The organism is Amycolatopsis iheyensis (genome assembly GCF_024703995.1).
Taxonomy (GTDB): domain Bacteria; phylum Actinomycetota; class Actinomycetes; order Mycobacteriales; family Pseudonocardiaceae; genus Amycolatopsis; species Amycolatopsis iheyensis.
In genome coordinates, this window is record NZ_JAMXQV010000021.1 from 119,523 (window position 1) to 137,529 (window position 18,007).

General features: G+C 73.6%; 18 protein-coding genes. 12 read left to right on the top strand and 6 right to left on the bottom strand.

Annotated features, from left to right (window positions below):
* Nucleotides 1-164 precede the first annotated feature (164 nt).
* From M8542_RS33985 to M8542_RS34005, 5 genes are all read left to right on the top strand, one after another.
* Nucleotides 165-302 (top strand): hypothetical protein, encoded by a 138-nt coding sequence (locus M8542_RS33985; protein ID WP_257924404.1) that lies wholly within the window; start codon nucleotides 165-167, stop codon nucleotides 300-302.
* A gap of 67 nt (nucleotides 303-369) precedes the next feature.
* Nucleotides 370-903, top strand: coding sequence for a MauE/DoxX family redox-associated membrane protein (locus tag M8542_RS33990; protein WP_257924405.1), 534 nt, complete (start codon nucleotides 370-372; stop codon nucleotides 901-903).
* A 12-nt stretch (nucleotides 904-915) separates the two neighbouring features.
* A complete protein-coding gene (locus M8542_RS33995) occupies nucleotides 916-1,404 on the top strand; it encodes a thioredoxin domain-containing protein (RefSeq protein ID WP_257924406.1) in 489 nt (162 codons plus the stop codon).
* Nucleotides 1,404-3,194, top strand: coding sequence for an ABC transporter ATP-binding protein (locus M8542_RS34000; protein ID WP_257924407.1), 1,791 nt, complete (start codon nucleotides 1,404-1,406; stop codon nucleotides 3,192-3,194). The genes M8542_RS33995 and M8542_RS34000 overlap by 1 nt, the downstream gene beginning before the upstream one ends.
* Nucleotides 3,194-3,610 (top strand): S26 family signal peptidase, encoded by a 417-nt coding sequence (locus M8542_RS34005; protein WP_257924408.1) that lies wholly within the window; start codon nucleotides 3,194-3,196, stop codon nucleotides 3,608-3,610. The genes M8542_RS34000 and M8542_RS34005 overlap by 1 nt, the downstream gene beginning before the upstream one ends.
* A 249-nt stretch (nucleotides 3,611-3,859) precedes the next feature.
* Here M8542_RS34005 and M8542_RS34010 read toward each other — a convergent pair whose 3' ends face one another.
* Nucleotides 3,860-6,751: an AfsR/SARP family transcriptional regulator gene (locus M8542_RS34010; RefSeq protein WP_257924409.1), complete on the bottom strand. Its 2,892-nt coding sequence runs from the start codon at nucleotides 6,749-6,751 to the stop codon at nucleotides 3,860-3,862.
* Between the two features lie 389 nt (nucleotides 6,752-7,140).
* On the opposite strand from M8542_RS34010, the gene M8542_RS34015 reads away from it, so the two are divergent.
* From M8542_RS34015 to M8542_RS34025, 3 genes are all read left to right on the top strand, one after another.
* Nucleotides 7,141-8,253 carry an FAD-dependent monooxygenase gene (locus M8542_RS34015; protein ID WP_257924410.1) on the top strand — a complete coding sequence of 371 codons (1,113 nt, stop codon included), beginning with the start codon at nucleotides 7,141-7,143 and terminating at the stop codon, nucleotides 8,251-8,253.
* Between the two features lie 10 nt (nucleotides 8,254-8,263).
* Nucleotides 8,264-8,863 carry a TetR/AcrR family transcriptional regulator gene (locus M8542_RS50455; protein WP_257924411.1) on the top strand — a complete coding sequence of 200 codons (600 nt, stop codon included), beginning with the start codon at nucleotides 8,264-8,266 and terminating at the stop codon, nucleotides 8,861-8,863.
* Nucleotides 8,864-8,956: 93 nt separating this feature from the next.
* Entirely contained in the window at nucleotides 8,957-9,751 is a 795-nt protein-coding gene (locus M8542_RS34025) for a maleylpyruvate isomerase family mycothiol-dependent enzyme (RefSeq protein ID WP_257924412.1), read from the top strand.
* Nucleotides 9,752-9,757: 6 nt separating this feature from the next.
* Here the strand turns inward: M8542_RS34025 and M8542_RS34030 are convergent, their stop codons facing one another.
* The 4 genes from M8542_RS34030 to M8542_RS34045 form a co-directional block, all read right to left on the bottom strand.
* Complete coding sequence (locus tag M8542_RS34030) at nucleotides 9,758-10,573, bottom strand: tyrosine-protein phosphatase (RefSeq protein ID WP_257924413.1); 816 nt, start codon at nucleotides 10,571-10,573, stop codon at nucleotides 9,758-9,760.
* Nucleotides 10,574-10,670: 97 nt separating this feature from the next.
* Nucleotides 10,671-11,330 carry a response regulator transcription factor gene (locus M8542_RS34035; RefSeq protein WP_257924414.1) on the bottom strand — a complete coding sequence of 220 codons (660 nt, stop codon included), beginning with the start codon at nucleotides 11,328-11,330 and terminating at the stop codon, nucleotides 10,671-10,673.
* Nucleotides 11,327-12,043 (bottom strand): sensor histidine kinase, encoded by a 717-nt coding sequence (locus tag M8542_RS34040; protein WP_257924416.1) that lies wholly within the window; start codon nucleotides 12,041-12,043, stop codon nucleotides 11,327-11,329. Before M8542_RS34040 ends, M8542_RS34035 begins: the two co-directional genes overlap by 4 nt.
* A 29-nt stretch (nucleotides 12,044-12,072) precedes the next feature.
* On the bottom strand, nucleotides 12,073-12,438 hold the full coding sequence (locus M8542_RS34045) for a DUF7134 domain-containing protein (protein ID WP_443642548.1): 366 nt from the start codon (nucleotides 12,436-12,438) through the stop codon (nucleotides 12,073-12,075).
* A 337-nt stretch (nucleotides 12,439-12,775) separates the two neighbouring features.
* Here M8542_RS34045 and M8542_RS34050 point away from each other — a divergent pair, with 337 nt between their 5' ends.
* A complete protein-coding gene (locus tag M8542_RS34050; protein WP_257924418.1) occupies nucleotides 12,776-14,212 on the top strand; it encodes an alpha/beta hydrolase family protein in 1,437 nt (478 codons plus the stop codon).
* 66 nt (nucleotides 14,213-14,278) lie between these two features.
* Nucleotides 14,279-15,067 carry a hypothetical protein gene (locus M8542_RS34055; protein WP_257924419.1) on the top strand — a complete coding sequence of 263 codons (789 nt, stop codon included), beginning with the start codon at nucleotides 14,279-14,281 and terminating at the stop codon, nucleotides 15,065-15,067.
* A 4-nt stretch (nucleotides 15,068-15,071) separates the two neighbouring features.
* On the opposite strand, the gene M8542_RS34060 is transcribed toward M8542_RS34055, so the two are convergent.
* Nucleotides 15,072-15,512: a MarR family winged helix-turn-helix transcriptional regulator gene (locus tag M8542_RS34060; protein ID WP_257924420.1), complete on the bottom strand. Its 441-nt coding sequence runs from the start codon at nucleotides 15,510-15,512 to the stop codon at nucleotides 15,072-15,074.
* A gap of 71 nt (nucleotides 15,513-15,583) precedes the next feature.
* Between M8542_RS34060 and M8542_RS34065 the strand changes: the two genes are divergently transcribed.
* Together M8542_RS34065 and M8542_RS34070 are read left to right on the top strand one after the other, a co-directional pair.
* Nucleotides 15,584-17,125, top strand: a complete 1,542-nt coding sequence (locus M8542_RS34065; RefSeq protein WP_257924421.1) for an FAD-dependent oxidoreductase — start codon at nucleotides 15,584-15,586, stop codon at nucleotides 17,123-17,125.
* Nucleotides 17,122-17,997 (top strand): cyclase family protein, encoded by an 876-nt coding sequence (locus tag M8542_RS34070; protein WP_257924422.1) that lies wholly within the window; start codon nucleotides 17,122-17,124, stop codon nucleotides 17,995-17,997. The genes M8542_RS34065 and M8542_RS34070 overlap by 4 nt, the downstream gene beginning before the upstream one ends.
* Nucleotides 17,998-18,007: the final 10 nt, after the last annotated feature.

Below are 18,007 nucleotides of genomic sequence, written 5' to 3' on the forward strand. Positions count from 1 at the left end.
GGACTTGTCTTACCCCATCCGGACGAACGGCTTTGCCGGGTCGTGACACGACGACGGCCGCGCACGGGCGGTCGAGCCCACCGGGCCTGCTCTCGCGATAGCGAAGCGATAGCGCGGCTGAGCCACGATCACCCAGTCGATTCCCGCTACTGAGAGGAGTGATCATGGCTCGCCTGATCAACACCCTGGGTGACCGGCTGCTGGGGCTGTTCCTGCGCGAGGTCAAGGCCGGCGCGTGCATCCCCGAGCACGGCCAGGTCTGCAAGACCCTGCACTACGACTGCTACGGCAACTGCAAGTAACCGCGGCACCCGTGCCTTTCCCGCCGCGGCCCTCGCGGCGGGAAAGGCCCGCGAAGGGGGTTCACCGATGATCGGCGCTCAGTTCGTGCTCGCCGCCCGGGTCCTGACCGGGTTGGTGTTCGCCGTCGCTGCCGTCGGCAAGCTCGCCGGGCGGGCGCGGCTGGCCGAGTTCGCCGCGTCGCTGGCGCCGCTCGGGCGGTCGCCCGTGGGGTGGCTGCCGGTCGCCGCCGCCACCGCCGTCGTCGAACTGGCCGTTGCCGTGCTCGTCGCCTTCTCCGCCACCTACCGGCTCGGGCTCGGGCTGGCGAGCGCGGTGATGATCGTCTTCTGCGTCGCCATCGGCCGCTCGGTGCGGCTGGGCCGTCGCGTCACCTGCCGCTGCTTCGGTCGCTCCGGGGCGGTGCTCGGCCGGGCCCACCTCGTCCGCAACGCGCTGCTCGCGGTGTGCGCCGCCGCGGCGGCGCTTGTCCCGCCGGGACCCGCGCTCCGCTTCGACGCCGTCGCGGCCGCCGCGCTCGTCGGCGCGTTCGCCGCCGTCGTCGCGATCAACTGGGACAGCCTGGCCGGCCTGGTCGGCAGGGCGGACACCGCCAACCGCTGAAAGAGGTATCTCATGTCGTTCCTGGTGGCCGTCGTCGCGGTGCTGGCCGTGCTGACCGTGCTCAACCTCCTGCTGTCCGCCGCGATCATCCGGCTGCTCAACGAGCAACGCCGGCCGGTGACGCCCGAGCTGCCCGCGGTGGGCACCGAGATCGGGGCCTTCGAGGTGACCGACGCCGACGGCGTGCCCGTCACCGACCGAGAGCTGGACGACGCGCTCGTCGCCTTCCTCTCGCCGACCTGCGGGCCGTGCCAACGCCTCGCCGGCAAGCTCACCGAACCGACCGTCGCGTTCGTGCTCGACGGCGGTGACCGGGCCAAGGCCGTCGAGTACGCGGCCGGTCTGGGTGCTGCGGTGCGCGTCGCCTTCGTCGGCGACCGCAGCCCGGTGTCGGCCGCCTTCAACGCCGGCGACGTGACCCCGACGTTGCTCCGCGTGCGCGACCGCCGGATCGCCGCCGCCGGCCACGACCTCGACGCCGTGCGTCCGCAGCACGTCTGATGCGCCTGTTCCGTGCGGCGGGCCCCGCGTTCGGGGTCGCCTGGCGAGCGTCGCGGTTGGCCACCGGCGGCGCGATCGTGCTGGCCGTGCTCGCTTCGGCCGTGCCGGCGGTGTCGGCCTGGCTGGGGAAGCTCCTGTTCGACGAGCTGGCCGGCGGCCGGGACAGCGGCCGGATCGTGCTGCTGGCCCTCGGCTCGGCGGCCGGGCTCGCCGTCGCGACCGCGATCACCGCGGTCGCCGCGTACTGCGCCGCGATCGTGCGGGCCAGGTCCGCGATCGAGGCCGAGGACCGCCTGGTCGGCGCGGTCGGCGCGCTGCCGGGACTGCGCCGGCTCGAAGACCCGGCGTTCCTGGACCAGGTGCGGCTGGCCGAACAGGGCGCGCAGGAGGCGGCCCCCGCGGTGCTGGCGCTGTCGGTCGAGTCGGTGCGCACCGCAGTCGCCGTGCTCGGGTTCGGCGGCGCGGTCCTGCTCGTCTGGCCGCCGATGGCCGGGTTGCTCGCCGCGTCGCTGGCCGCGGCGGCGATCTCCCAGCTGACGCTGTCCCGCCTGCGCGCGCGGGAGGCCGAGGCGATGATGGCCACCCACCGCGAGCGGTTCCTGTTCCGCTCGCTGTGCTCGGACATCCGCGCGGCCAAGGAGATCCGGCTCTTCGGCCTCGCGGACCTCTTCCGCTCGCGCATGGTGACCGCGGTCCGCGCGGCCACGGCGAGCGAATGCGCGCTGCAGCGCCGGACCGCCGTCGCCGGGATCGCCGCCGCGGTCGTGTCGGCGGTGGTCGCCGGGATCGCGCTCGTGGTCGCCGCGACCGGCGCCGCCCGCGGGTCGTTGTCGATCGGCGACGTCACCCTCTTCACCGCCGCGGTGGCCGGCATCCAGTCCCCGGTGGGCGCGCTGCTGGGCCAGCTCGGCCGGGCCGGCGGCTCGCTCGGGTTGTTCAAGCACTACCTCGACGTCGTGACGACCGCACCCGATCTGCCGTCCGGGACGGCTGCCGTGCCCGAGCTGAAGACCGGCATCGAACTGCGTGACGTGTGGTTCCGCTACGACCCGGCCGGCCCGTGGGTGCTGCGCGGGGTCGACCTGGTGATCCCCGGCGGCGCGGCGGTCGGGCTGGTCGGGGTGAACGGCGCGGGCAAGTCGACGCTCGTGAAGCTGCTGTGCCGCTTCTACGACCCGGACCGCGGCCGGATCCTGTGGGACGGCGTGGACATCCGTTCCTACGACGTGGCCACGTTGCGCGCCCGCATCGGCGCCACGTTCCAGGACTTCACCAGCTACGACCTGACCGCGGCCGACAACATCGGCATCGGCGACGTCACCCGCCTCGGCGACCTCGACCGGATCCGCGCGGCGGCCCGCCTCGCCGAGATCGACCCGGCGCTGTCGGCGTTGCCACGAGGCTACGAAACCCTGCTGTCACGCGCTTTCCTCGACGTCGACGACAAGGCCGGGGCGGCGCTGTCCGGTGGCCAGTGGCAGCGGGTGGCGTTGGCCCGCTCGCTCATGCGCTCCGACGCCGACCTGCTCATCCTCGACGAGCCCAGCTCCGGAATGGACGCCGAAGCCGAGACCCGGACGCACGAAGCCCTGCGCGCCCACCGGGCTGGCCGGACGAGCGTGCTGATCTCGCACCGCTTGTCCGCCCTGCGCGGCGCGGACCGGATCGTCGTGCTCGGCGGCGGCCGGGTGGTGGAGCAGGGCACCCACGACGGGCTGCTCGCCACCGGCGGCGAGTACGCGCGGCTGTTTTCGTTGCAGGCCAAGGGATACGCGATGGTGGAGGCGTGATGATCGGGCTCGCCGTGGTCGTAGTGGTGGTGGTGCTGCTGGTCGTGCTGCTGGTCGTGCTGCGCCGCCGGTACGTGGTGGCCCGAGTCTGGGGCCACAGCATGTCCCCGACCTTCCACGACGGCGAGCGCGTCGTGGCGACCCGGCGACGGCACTACGGCGTCGGCGACGTGATCGTCTTCCGCCCCCGACCGACGGCCGACGACGTCGCGTGGCGCATCAAGCGCATCGCCGCGATCGCCGGCGACCCGGTACCCGGCTGGCTGCCGGCCGACGACCCGGTCGTCCCGGCCGGCCGGGTGGTCGTGGTCGGCGACAACACCGGCCACAGCGAGGATTCCCGCCAGCTCGGTTACATCGACGTGGCCAGCGTGGCCGGCGTGGTAGCGCACCGCCCCGCGCCGACGGGTGGCTGAGCGCCGATCTCCGCCAGCTCGGTTGAATCGACGTGGCCGGCGCGCGCCGCCCCATACCGACCGGCAGCTGCCCCTCAAACCCCCACCAACTCGGCTACATCGACCTGGCCAGCGTGGCCGCACACCGCCCCAAACCGACCGCCGGCTGAGCCTCGATCTCCACCAGCGCGGCCGAATCCACCTCGCCGGCGTGGCTGGCGCAGCGCCAAACCGCCCCGCGCCGACCACCACTCGAACCCGCCAGCTCGGCTACATCGACCTGGCCAGCGTGGCCGCGCACCGCCCCAAACCGACCGCCGGCTGAGCGTCGATCTCCGCCAGCACCTGCTCCACCCCGGCCCGCTCGGCCGGACTGTCGAACTCGTCCTGCAGGCACAGCGACGCACGAGCGGCGCGGCGGGCGGCGACCCGGTCGCCGGCGGCCAGCTCGATCGAAGCCAGGGCCAGCAGGGCGGCGGACTCGGCGTCCGGGTGGCGGAGGCGGCGAGCGAGCTCCAGCGCGCGGTCCGCGGCTCTCCGTGCGGCGCCCAGGTCGCCGTTCGCGCGGTGGGCGTCGGCTTCGGCGGTGAGGCACCAGGCTCGGCCGACCGGGTCGCCGTGCTGCTCGGCCAGGCCGCGGGCCTGCTCGGCGAGACCGGCCGCGGCCGCCGGGTCGCCGCAGGCCAGTGCGGTGCGCAGGACCACGAGCCGCACCTGGGCGCGGGTCTTCCACTCGCCCGCGGCGTCGGCCAGCCGCAGTGCCTTCGCGCCGTGCGCCTTCGCCGCGCGGAGGTCGCCGAGCTGGTCCCGGTACAGGGCGGCCAGCGTGGCGTGGCAGCCCGACTCCCCCGCCCGGTTGCCGGCCTTCCGGAAGCAGCCGACCGCTTCGCGCACGACCGTGATCGCGCGGTGCCAGTCGCGGCACCGCTCGTACGCGTCGCCCAGCTTGGTCAGCACCTCCGCCCGCAGCGCCGGGTCGACCTCCCGCAGCGGCACCTCGTTCAGGACGGCGACCACCTCGGCGTACCGGCTGTGGTGCATCCGCGCCGTCGCCGCGACCAGCGCCGCGGTCACCCGCACCACGGGGTCCGCCCCGGCGACGTTCGCCAGCCTCGCGGCCGCACGGGCGCCGTGGTCGTGCAGGCCGAGCCGCACCAGCGGCGCGCGCAGCACCAGCAGCAGCGCCGCCGCGGGCCGGGGCAGGCCGCCGCGCACGGCCAGGGCGAACACGGCGAGCAGGACGTCGGCCTCGGCGCCCACCCACGACAGCGGCTCCCGCACCACACCCCGCACCACGTCCTTCGCCAGCGGCGCGGCGGTCCGGGCGAGCACCGCGTACCCGACCGGCGCGCCGAGGATGCCCTCGTAGGCGTGCCGGGTCAGCGCGATCGCCCACCCGGTCAGCCGGCTCAGGGCGTCGGCGTCGAGCGGTGGGCCGACCGTGCGGCAGTAGGCCCGCACGAGGTCGTGCATCCGGTATCGGGGCACCCCGTCGCGCCCCGGGCCGGCCTGGTCGAGCAGGTTCATCGCGCACAGGTGGCCCAGCACCTCGTCGACGCGGGTGAGCGGCACGTCCAGCACGGGGGCCAGCGGCCAGGCGGTGAACGTCGGCGCCCCGATCGCCGCCAGGGCCAGCATCGCGGCGCGCGCGTCCCGGCCGAGCAGCCGGAAGCTGGCGTCGAGACTGTCCCGGACGCTGCGCTGCCCGGCCACCAGCTCCCGCATCCGCCGCGACTCGTCGGACAGCCGCGCGGCCAGTTCCGCCACGCCGAGCCTCGGGTACGCGGCGAGCTGCGCGCCGGCGATCCGCACCGCGAGCGGCACACCCCCGGACGCCTCGAGCACCGTGGCGACCATGCTCTCGGCCTCGGCGAGCCGGTCCGCGCCCGCCACGTTGGCCAGCACCATCGCGGCGACCGGCCCGGACAGCGGCGCGAGCGGCACCCGCACGGACGGCTCGACCTCGGGCAGCACGGACCGGCTGGTCACGATCGTGGCGCACCCCGGGTCGGCGGCCAGGAGCGGCTCGAGCTGCCAGGCGGTGGCGGTGTTGTCGAGCACCACGAGCACCCGCTTGCCCGCCGTGCGGCTGCGGAACTCGGCCGTGCGCTCCTCGACGGTGGCCGGCATCGACCTCGCCGGCACCCCGAGGGCACGGAGGAAGTGGGCGAGGATCTCGTGCGGCGCGGCCGGCCGGGCGTCGGCGCCCCGCAGGTCGGCGTAGAGCTGCCCGTCGGGGAAGGCGTGCGCCGACGCCGCGGCCGCGTGCACGGCGAGTGCCGTCTTCCCGATCCCGGGCATGCCGGTGACCAGCACCAGCGGCGGCGTGTCGGTCCGGCACATCACCGCCGCCCTGATGGCGGCCGACTCGGCGTCGCGCCCGGCGAACCCGGAGGCCCGCGGCGGCAGCTGGGCGGGCACCACGAGCGCGGCGGGCGGCGTGTCGACGGCGAGGATCTCCGCCTCCAGCGCGAGCAGTTCCTTCGACGGATCGACGCCCAGCTCGTCGCGCAGCACGCGCCGGGCCTGGTGGAACGCGGCCAGCGCGTCGGCCCGCCGGCCGGCGTGGTGCAGCGCCAGCATCCGCCGGTGGTGCAGGCCTTCACGCAGCGGGTGCGCCTGCACCAGGGCGGTCAGCTCGGGCAGCAGCCGCGCGGCCCGCCCGCACGCGATTTCCGCGTCGATCCATTCCTCGACCAGGCAGATCCGCAGTTCGTCCAGCCGGGGCAGCTCCGCGCCCGCCAGGTGCGGGGTGACGCCGCCGAGCGGCATCCCGGTCCACCGGTCGAGCCCGGACCGCAGCAGGCCGGCCGTGGCCGCGGGGTCCCCGGCCGCCCGCGCCGTGCGCAGCAGCCGTCGCACCTCGTCGACGTCGACGGAACAGTCCAGCAGGTACCCGTTCGGCACGGTGACCACGACGCCGGCCGCGCCCGCCCGGTCGAGCGAGGCACGGAGCTTGGACACCTGGATGTGCACCTGGGTCCGCGCGGTGGCCGGCGGCAGCTCCCCCCACAGGGCGTCGATGAGCCGTTCGACCGACACGGGCTTCCGGCAGGCGAGCGCGAGCGCGGCGAGGACCGTGCGCCCGAGCCGCCCCTTGACGGAGATCGAGCTCCCCCGGACGCGTGCGCCGACGGGACCGAGAACAGTGGCTTCCAGCAATCCCGAACCCCTCACGATCGAGGAGCGGCCCCAGCGGGTTTCGCCTGCCGGCCGCTCCTTTTCGGTTTTCCGCGGTGCGAAAGAAGCTAGAGCGCGCGGCTTCGGTTTTCCTTCCGTGCCGGATATGGGAAGAATGCGCCCCTGACCGGGGCATACGCACGAGCGTTGTCAACCGTCTCGAGAAGGTTTCGCGCCTCGCCGAATCGTCGAGACGCGGCGGAATGGTCCGGAAAAGCCACTGCCGTGATTCCTCAAGAACGCGCTGCTCGATCGGGCCGAGCCTTTCTCACGCCCGGACACCGGCACCCGATGAGCCAGCGACCCAGCACTAAAGCCACAAACTGTTGCTATAGTAGCAGGGTCAGCACGGGAACCCGAGGGGAGAAACCATGAAGATCCTGGTCAGCGGCGCCGGAGCGGCGGGGTTGTGCGCGGGCATCGACCTCGCGCGGGCCGGACACACGGTGGAGATCGTCGAGCGGGCGGATCACCTGCGCGTCAACGGCTCACCCATCGACGTGCGCGGCGACGCGCTCGAGACCGCGCGCGGCATGGGCATCCTGGACGCGGTGCGCGCACACCGGATCACGATGACCGAGCAGACGATGTTCGTCGACCGGTCCAGCGAGGCCGTCGCCCCGCTGGTGACGCAGGAGATCGATGACAGCCCCGATGACGTCGAGCTGCCCCGCGAAGACCTGATGACCATCCTGCGGCAGGCCCTGCCCGCAGAGGTGGACCTGCGCTTCACCGAGTCCATCGCCACGCTGGTCGACGACGGGAGCCGGGTCGCGGTCACCTTCGCCTCCGGTCGCGAGGCCGGCTACGACGTCGTCGTCGGCGCCGACGGGGTGCACTCCGCGGTGCGGCGGCTGGTGTTCGGCCCGGAGCGGGAGTTCACCGAGCACCTCGGGGTGTACGTCGCGATCGGCGACGCGCCCGGCCAGGCGACTCCCGGCAACCGCACGACGGAGATCCTCAACCTGCCGGGGCGCTTCGCCGGCGTGGCCCGCTACCGCGACAAGGCACTGGGGATCTTCGAATTCCGGTCCGGGCCGATCGACTACGACCACCACGACCGGGCCGCGCAGAAGCGCATCCTGGCCGAGGCTTTCGCCGGCATCGAGGACTGGAAGGTCCCCGAGCTGATCAAGACCGCCCAGGACGATCCCGAGCTCTACTTCGACGCCATCGCCCTGATCCACGTGCCGGCCTGGCACCGGGGCCGGGTCGTGCTGATCGGCGACGCCGCGCACTGCGCGACCCCGATGGCCGGGCGCGGCACCTCGCTGGCCCTGCTCGGCGCGTGGGCGCTCACCGAAGAGCTCGGCCGCCACGGCGACGACCTCGAGGCGGCCTTCAGCGCCTACGAGCGGCGCCAGCGTCCCTACGCGACGGCGGCCCAGGAGTTCGCGCGCGGCGGGGCCGACCTCGTCGTCCCCGCCACCTGGGAAGCCATCGAGGCACGCAACACCCGGCTGCGCGCGGCGCAGCCGCTGTAGGCTCCCGTCCGTGGCCGAGGATGGACCCGCGCGAGAACCGGCCCGCCGTCCTGGCGGGCGCACCGCCCGAGTGCGACGCCGGATCCTCGAGGCCGCCGCCGAGCTGATCGCCCGCGACGGGATCGGCGGCCTGCGCTACGACCAGGTCGCCGAGCTCGCCGAGGTCAACAAGACCAGCGTCTACCGCAACTGGCCCGACCGCACCACGCTGGTCGCCGACGCGCTCGCCGAGTTCGGCGCCACCGCCGCTCCCCTGCACGACTCCGGCGACCTCGACGCCGATCTCGTCGACTACCTCGAAGCCCTCGCCGCCGCCACCGCGAGCCCGCAAGGCCGGGCGATGCTCACCGTGGTGGCCTCGGCGCGGGAGAACCCGGAGCTGCGCGCCGTCGTCGACGAGGTGTACGACCGGCGGCTGGCGACGCTGCGAGAGCGCCTGCAGACCGCGGTGGAGCGTGGCGAGCTGCCCGAGACCGACCTCTCGTTCCTGGGCGAAATGCTCACCGGACCCGTCCAGCTGTTCGTCAGCCGCGGTGCCCGGACGTTCACCCGAGCCGACGCACACCAGGTGAGCGCGATCGTCCTCGCCGGCGTGCGAGCCACCCGCTGAAGCAACTTCGCCGGCCGTGTCGATCCTCGCCACCGTCGTTCGACGCGTAGCCGAAGACACGAACCACCGGCCCCGGACTCGAAGGACAACGCGATGACCGAAGTGAGCACGGAATGCAGCCGGCGAGCGATCGTCGACCACACCCGGCGCCTGGCGGAAGCGGCCGCCGCGGCCGGACCCGACGCCGCCGTGCCGACGACCCCGGGATGGACCGTCACCGACCTGGTCGCCCACGTCGGTCAGACGCAGCGCTGGGTCGCGGAGATCATCGAACGCCGCATCACCGACCCCACCCAGCTGCCCACCGACGTCGCCGCCCTGCCCGCCGATCCCCGTGAATGGCCGGCGTGGCTGACGGAGTCCGCGCAGCGGGTCGCCCAAGCGTGCTCCGACGACGCGCTCGACGCGCCCGTGTTCAACGCCGCGGGCGACGCCCGGTCGGGGACGCTGTTCTGGCTCTCCAGCATGGTCAACGAGGCGGTCGTCCACGGCTTCGACGCCGACGCCGCGGCGGACCGCCCCGCCCACGTCGACACCGACATCGCGGCCGCGCTCATCACCAACCATCTGGCGATGCTCACCTCACCCACGTGGGAGCGGCAACGCCCCGAGTCCGCCCACGCGTTGCGGGGCACCGGGCAGACCCTGCAGTGGCGTGCCACGGACGGCGACGGCGCGTGGTTCGTCGAACGCCGGCCCGACGGGGCCACCTGGCAGGCCGGCACCCGGCCCGCCGACGTGACGCTCACCGGCCCGGCCCGATCGCTCCTGCTGACGCTGACCCGGCGGCTCCCGCTCACCGAGCACGCCACCGCCGGCCTCACCGTCGACGGCGACATCGACCTGGCCCGGCACTGGCTCGACCGCACCGCCCACGTCAGCGGCTGAGCCGGGTCAGACCAGCAGACGGGCCTTCAACGCGGCGATGGTCGCGTCGTCGAGGCGAAGACCTTGGCGGGCGTAGGCGTCCACGGACCCGTACAGGTGGTCGACCTCGGCGAAGGCCGCACGCAGCCAGCTCGGCTCGACGGCCTCGGGGTCGCCCAGCTTGTCGTTGCTGAGCAGGTAGTCGGCCTCGACGGTCGCGCGCGGCACGCCCAGCAGGCTCAGCAGGACCGCCGTGCCCCAGCCGGTGCGGTCCTTGCCAGCCGAACAGTGGAACACGGTGGCGCCGGAACCGTTGGCCGCGATCGCGCGCAGCAGGTCGCCGAAGGCGTAGTCCGCGCCGACGAAGTCGACCATGAACGGGTAGCCGATCGACTGGCCCAGGTCGCCAGAGCCGGTCAGCAGCCCGGCCGCGATGGCCTTCACCAGCGTGACGGCGGCGTTGTCGTGGAACCGCAAGCCGTGCTCGAGCGAGACCACGTCGGCCACCTGGTAGCGGGCACCGGCGGGCGTGCGATCCGGCTCGTCGTGGCGCTCCTTGACGTTGCGCAGGTCGACGTCGAGCGAGACGTTCGCCGCGGCGAGCCACCCGAGATCCGCGTCGGTGAGCCCGGAAAGCCTGCCGGACCGGAAAACCACGCCGGTCCGCACCGTGTGGCCGTCGGTCGTGCGGTACCCGCCGACATCGCGGAAGTTCCTGGCGCCCTCCAGGTTCACCGCGCTGACGACAGCGGGCGTCTCGACGCCCGCCCACGCCGCAACCGGCACCCCGCCCGCGGTCACGGCCACCGCCGCGACGACCACCACCAGCTTGCGCACCCGCATCTCGCTCCCTCCAACGGTTTCCGGAACGAACGTGGATGGTTCCCGCATTCGCCGGCGGGGACAACGGTAAAAAGTGAGAGTTCGCGGGGAGTTCAGCTCACGCCGGGTGGATGAGGCGGCTCTCGTAGGCGAAGATCACGGCCAGGATCCGGTCGCGGAGCTCGAGTTTCTGCAGCACCCGCCCCAGGTGCGACTTCACGGTCGCCTCCGCGAGGTACAGGGTGGCCGCGATCTCGGCGTTGGACAGGCCGGCGCCCACCTGGACGAGCACCTCGTGCTCGCGGGCGCTGAGCCGGCTCAGCCGCTCGTCACGTTCGGTGCGGCCGCCGGGGATGTGCGGGCGGAACTTCTCCAGCAGCCGGCGGGTGATCCGCGGGGAGACCACCGCGTCGCCCGCGGCGACGTGGCGGATCGCCGAGAGCAGCTCCTCGGGCCTGGTGTTCTTCAGCAGGAACCCCGAGGCGCCGGCCTTGAGCCCGGCGAAGGCGTAGTCGTCCAGGTCGAAGGTGGTGAGGATCAGCACCCGGGTCTCCGGGCAGCTCCGGATCACCTCCCTGGTCGCCTCGATCCCGTCGGTCCCGGGCATCCGGACGTCCATGAGGACGACGTCGGGGCGCAGTTCCCGGGCGAGGCGGATGGCCTCGGCGCCGTCTTCGGCTTCGCCGACCGGCGCCATGTCGGGCTGGGCTTCCAGGACCGTGCCGAAGGCCATGCGCAGCAGTGCTTCGTCGTCGGCGATCAGGATGCGGATCGTCATGCCGGCACCACCCCGCTGCCGGCGAGGAACAGGCGGGTGTGGACGCCCCAGCCGCCGCCCGGCAGCGGTCCGGCCCGCAACGTCCCGCCGTACGCGGCCGCGCGCTCGCGCATGCCGGTGAGGCCGTGGCCGGACCCGGGCGCAGGCGGGCGGGGGCCGCTGTCGGTGACGTCCACGGTGACGGTCTCGGTCGAGCACTCGATCCGGACTTCCGCGTGGGTGCCGGTGGGGGTGTGCTTGAGGGTGTTGGTCAAGGCTTCCTGGACCAGGCGGTAGACGGTCAGGTGCGCGGTGGCGGGGATGTGGGAGTGGCCGCCGTGGACCTCGATCCGGGTCGGCAGCCCGGCGGCGCCCATCTGCTCGGCGAGGGTGCTCAGCTGGGCGATCCCGGGCAACGGGTGGCGCAGCGCGTCCGGTTCGCCGGGGCGCAGGACGCCCAGGGAGCGCCGCATGTCGGTCAGGGCCTGCCGGCCCGTCTCGGAGATCTGCAGCATCGCGGTCGTGGCCTTGCCGGGCGAGCGGTGCTGCGCGTAGACGGCGGCGTCGGTGAGCGCGACCATGACGGACAGGTTGTGCGTGACGATGTCGTGCATTTCCCGGGTGATCCGGGTCCGCTCTTCGGCGACGGCCACCCGCGCCTGCTGGTCGTGTTCCCGTTCCAGGCGCCCGGCCCGCTCCTCGACGACCGCGAGGTAGGCGCGGTGGGTCCGCACGTGCACACCGAGGACGCCGACGGCGGCGATCAGCGCGGTGACGCGACGAACGGGGTGAGGAACGCGCCGTCGGTGGCCCAGCGCAGGCAGGCCAGCACGCCGCCGGCCACCAGGACGGCCCCGGCGACCAGGGTGTCGCGCAGACGTGCGTGCACGGCCACGGCGTAAAACGCCACCGGCAAAGCGATGTCGGCCGGCAGCTGGACGTCCAGCAGCCACTGGACCGCGGCCACGCCCGCCAGGACACCGAATACCGTGCGTGGCGCCCGGTGCCGCCACACCAGGGGCAGCAGGAGGACGACGGTGAAGGTCACGGCCACCGGCAGCTCTCGCGGCGGCCGGGTGGTCACGACGTTGAGCAGGAGCAGCGCCGGCAGCAGCGAACCCCGTACCACCGGTGGCAACCGGGAAGCCTTGCGCGCCCATCGTTTCAGGAACGCCTCTGAGGTTCTCGGTGAGCGCACTGCCTCGGTCATCGCACGTTCCTGTCGATCCAGCCCCGGAGCACAGGGCGCGTACCCGGTCCGGCCATGCTAGGCCGTGGGCACTGCCCGGCACATGAGCCCGGCGGCTGATCGCGGCCGGTCGCGATGCGACCCGAGGAGGAGTCCCACCCCCTGCCCCGGTCGCAACCCGGCCGCCGATCGGCCGACCCGACTGCCACCGCCGTCGCAGGGAGAAGGCGACCCGGGAGCGATGTGGCCGGGCCTCCCCCGCGCCGAGGATGGCCGGGTGACCGAGATCATCACGGGACTGGACCTGTCCCTCCTGGAAATCCTGGCGTTGCTCGGAGCCGTCGCGCTGGTGGTGGCGCGCTGGCTGCCGGCCGCCGCTCGCTCCCGCGCCACGATCGCGGCGGGGGCGGTTGTCCTGGCGTCGGTGATCGCGCTGAGCGTGACGGGGATCCGCTGGCAGATGCTGCCGGTGCTGGCGGGCGCGGCCTTCGCGGCGCCGTTCGCCTTCGCCCCGGTGCTGCGACGTCGGACCGGCCGCCGGGCCCGCTGGTGGCTCGCGCTGCCGGGAACGGTGGCTTGTCTCGGGCTGATCACCACCGGCGCCGTCGCCGCCTGGGCGTTCCCCGTGCCGGTGTTCCCCAGCCCCTCGGGGCCGTTCGCGGTCGGCACCCGCGTGCTGCAGTGGACCGACCCGCTCCGCCCCGAAACCTTCACCGCCGACCCGGACGACCGGCGCACGGTCGTGGTTCAGCTCTGGTACCCCGCCCAGCACAGCCCGGCGGACGCACCGCGGGCGCCCTACCTCGGACGCACGGAGGACGAAGCGCGCACCGTCTCCGCAGCCCTCGCCACCGCGACCGGCCTGCCGGAGTTCCTGCTGGACGACGTTCCGGGCACCCGCACCCACTCGGTCTTCGACGCCCCGGTGGCCCGGGAGGGCGGCCGGTTCCCGATCGTGCTGTTCTCCCCCGGATCCAGCGGAGTGCGCAGCCAGAACACCGCGTGGGCGGAGGAACTGGCCGGCCACGGCTACGTGGTCGCCGCCCTCGACCACCCGTACGACTCCGCCGCCGTCGTCCTGGCCGATGGCCGGACGATCACCACCGCCACCGTCTCCAGCGGCGACCGGGCCACCGACGAAGAGCTGGCGGCCGGCTGGACCGCGATCCGCGCCGCCGACCTCGGCTTCGTCCTCACCCGGCTGACGGGGTTGGACCGGGGTGGCGACCCGCTGACCGGACGCCTGGACACCGCCCGGGTCGCCGCGACCGGTCATTCCCTGGGTGGCGCCGCCGCCCTGCAGGTCGTCCGCCAGGACCACCGGTTCGCCGCCGTCATCGATCTGGACGGCTACCCGCACGGGCCGGTGTCACCCGCCCTCGACCGGCCGGCGCTCGCGCTCACCCAGGCCATCACCCCGGGCACCGACCCGCGTTACCTGCCCCGCCTCACCGAGGTGCTGGAGCGCGACACCGCGCCGAGCTACCGGCTCACCATCCCCGGCGCGGCCCACCTCACGTTCACGGACGGCCCCCTGTACCTGCCACCGGTGCCCTCGATTGTCGGTTCCCTGGGCCGCACCGAGAGCCTGCGGGTCGTCGCCGCGGCGACGCTCGCCTTCCTGGACAACGTTCTCCGCGGTGCGCCCACCGACCTGACCGGCGTGCTGCCGGCTTACGGCGAGCTCAGCGTCCACCGCCCGGGCAGGCCGTAAACCGGGATGACCTCGTTCCACGCCGCCGCTAGTCTCCTGTGGACGGTGAACCAGGGGGAGAGACCAGTGTCCAGCCACTTCGACGCAATCGGGATCGGCATCACCAGCAAGGACGACTTCCGGGAGAAGGTGGTCTCCTTGATCGGCGCGGGCGCGGCCCGGCGGATCACCACCAAGGTGAACGAGCAGGTGTGGACTGATCCGTCCGGCGCCCGGCTGGTCGCGAAGATCCGCAACGGCCGGATCGAGTTCCTCCTGCCGTGCCTGGCCGGCACGGCACCCGCGGTACCGGTGCGCGACGTCCGCCTCGTCGACGACGAGACGGCGATGCTCGATCTCCTCGACGGCGTCGAAGGGCAGCTGGTCTGCCCGGTCGCGGTGGAGCTGGAAGACCGAGCGGTCCTCGCCCACTCCGGCGGCCGGCTCGAGAGCGGCTCCCTGACGCTGGCGGCGTTGGCGGAAGACGTCACCGTGCACGCCGACGCCGAGGCGTACTTCGCCGCTCAGGACGACGACAAGCCCAAGTTCGCCGCCGACCACTTCATCCCGTCCGGAACGTTCGCGGTCGGACAACCGAAGCCCGGCTGGACACCCACCGCCCACGCGCTGTTCGCCGGCGAGGTCGTCGAGGCCGAGACGCCGGTGAACACCGTGACCGGCACGGCGTTCCACCGGATCCGGGTCCGCACGATCGCCGCGATCGAAGTGGACGTCGCGATCGCGACGACCGACGTCGAGCGGCCACCGGCACGCGGCAACGTCGTGGCGGGGACCTTCTTCCTGACCGGGAGGTTGGGTCTGGAGCCGACCGAGTCCGCGGAAAGCCCACGGAAGCGCCGCTGGTTTCGGCGATAGTTCTTCACCGCGGCCACGCTCGCGTGAGACTGTCGCGCAACCCGCCGAGTTTCCCGGAGCCCAGCCGGCTCTCGAGTTCTTCTTCCAGGTCACGGAGAATCCCCGACGCGACGTCACGACGCCGGCCCCCCGCGGCGGTCAGCCCGATGAGGGTGCTGCGGGGGAACCCCGGCCCCGGCGCACTGGTCAGCAGGCCTTCGTCGACGAGCTGGGTGACCGCGCGGTGCATGGTCTGGCGGGTGACCCCGGCGCGGCGGGCCAGCTCGGCGACGCTCAGCGCGGCGTCGGGTTCCAGGTGCGCGAGCACGGCCGCGTGCGCCGGGGTGATGGGCGCGACGCCCGCGGCGTCCAGACGCTCCACCAGCTCCTCGGAGAACCACCGGACACCCCGCTGGAGGAGTGCGAGCAGCGGCAGGTCCGCCTCGTGGTGACTTTCCGGGCTCATTGCTCGCGCTCCTTCCGCTCGTGGGGCTAACCTCCAGTGTCAGCATAGGTGACACTGGGAGGGCCGAGAGCATGACAGGCTATGACGTGGACGTCCTCGTCGTGGGAGCGGGGCCGGTCGGGCTGACGGCGGCACTGCAGCTGGCCCGTTGGGGTGTCTCGGTGCGCGTGGTGGACGCCGCGCCCGGTCCGGCCACGACCAGCCGCGCGCTCGGCACCCACGCCCGCAGCCTGGAGATCTACGACCAGCTCGGGATCCTCGGTGACATCGCCCCGCACGGAACGAGGGTCAACGCGTTCATCCGGCACCAGGCCGACCGCGCGAGCCGGGTCGACTTCGACTTCGGCGACCTGACGACCCGGTTCCCGTACATGTTCAACGTCGATCAGGTGATCACCGAGCGCGTCCTGCGCGCGCACGCCGGCTCGGCCGGGGTCGAGGTCGAGTGGAACACCGCGCTGGAGTCGTTCCAGCACGACCAAGACGTCGTCACGGCGAAGCTGCCGCGGGAGACGGTGCGCGCCCGCTACTTGTGGGGCTGCGACGGCGGGCACTCGACCGTCCGCAAAGCCCTGGAGCTGCCGCTCGCCGGGGAAGCCGCCCACACCTGGCTGATCGCCGACGCGACCGTGCACACCGACCTGGACCGCGATGGCGTGCACTGGCTGTTCCCGGCCGGCGGCGCGCTGATGGCGTTCCCGTTCCCGGACCCGGGCAAGTGGCGGCTGCTGGACACCACCGGCGAAGGCGAGCCCGAGCACCCCGAGCAGATCGCCCGGCAGTTCGGCGCCAAGCTGTCGCAGGCCCTGGGGCGCGAAACCGTCGTGGAGCGTCCCAGCTGGGCGTCGAAGTTCACCATCCAGCAGCGCGCGGTGCCCGCCATGCACGTCGAGCGGTGCTTCGTCTCCGGCGACGCCGCCCACGTGCACTCCCCCGCGTCCGGGCAAGGTCTCAACACCGGCATCCAGGACGCGTACAACCTGGCGTGGAAGCTGGCCATGGTCGTCCACGGGCACGCCGATCCCGTGCTGCTCGAAACCTACGACGCCGAGCGCGTTCCCATCGGCCAGGCGCTGCTCGCCTCCACCGGCAAGGTCATGAACACGGCCATGGTCGACACCACCACCGAGGACACCCGGGAAGCCGATCACGGCTTCATGCGCCGGCTCATCCGGAGCATGTCGGGGTTGACCATCGCCTATCCCGACAGCCCGCTCACGGTGCCCGGCCAGGAGCCGGGCGAGGGTCCCCACCCCGGCCAGCGGCTGACCCAGGTCTCCGCGTCCGACGCGCACTCACCTGGCTGGACCGCACTGCGCGCGGTGCTCAGAACCCCGGCCTGGCACCTGCTCGTCGCCGGCCGCACCCCCGCGGCCGGCCAGGAACTGCCGGCCTGGCTGGCCGGGACGACGATCAGCCCGCGTCAGCTGGAGGAGAGCGTGTGGGACCCCGACGGGCGGGTCCAGGACACGCTGGCCCTGACCGAGGGGCAGTGGATCCTCGTCCGTCCCGACGGCTACCTCAGCGCGCGCGGCGCCGGAGACACCAGCCTGCGCGCCGCCCTCGACCGGCTGACCGGCCTGCACACGCGGACAGAACAGGAGCCGTCGTGACCGACATCGACCGCCTCGGCAACTGGGGCCGGTGGGGCCCCGACGACGAACGCGGCACCCTGAACCTCATCACCGACGAAACCCGTGCGCGGGCCCTGGCGGAGGCGCGCACCGGCCGGTGCGTGTCGCTGGCCAAGCCCATCGAACCGGCGTCGATGCTGGGCGGGCCGTTCGCCCCGCCCACCCCGCCGTCCCCGCCGGTGCAGCAGGCCATGCTCCACACCGGCATCCCGCCGATGGCCATGGCCGAGGTGCTGGTCGTCACCCCGCACAACCCGGGGCTGACCCACCTGGACGCACTCGTGCACATCCCGGTCGACGGGCACGTCTACCCCGGGCGCCCCCTGGCCGAAGCCGTGACCCCGACCGGCATCCGGCACGGGTCGACGACCGCGTTCGCCGACGGCGTGCTCACCCGGGGCGTCCTGCTCGATCTCGCTCCCGCTGGCCGGCTGCCTCCGGCCCACCCGGTCACCGGCGCCGACCTCGACGCCGCGGAGCAACGCAGCGGGCAGCGCCTCGAGCCGGGAGACGCCTTGGTGGTGCGCGGCGGCTGGGCCTTCTCCCGCGACCCGGCGAAGCCCATGCCCGGCATGACCGTCGACGCCGTCGCCTGGATGCGGCGCCGCGACATCTCGGTCTACGCCGGCGACATCGGCGACGCGCACCCGCCAGTCGACCCGGAGGTCCCGCTGCCGCTGCACACGATCGGGCTGGCCCGCCTCGGCATGCCGCTCATCGACGGCGCCGAAGTCGAGGAACTGGCCGAAGTCTGCGCCGAGCTCGGCCGGTACGCGTTCCTCCTCTCCATCGCACCACCCCGGCTGCGCGGTGCGACCGGCGTGCCGGTGAACCCCCAGGCGATCTTCTGACGCAGGACGA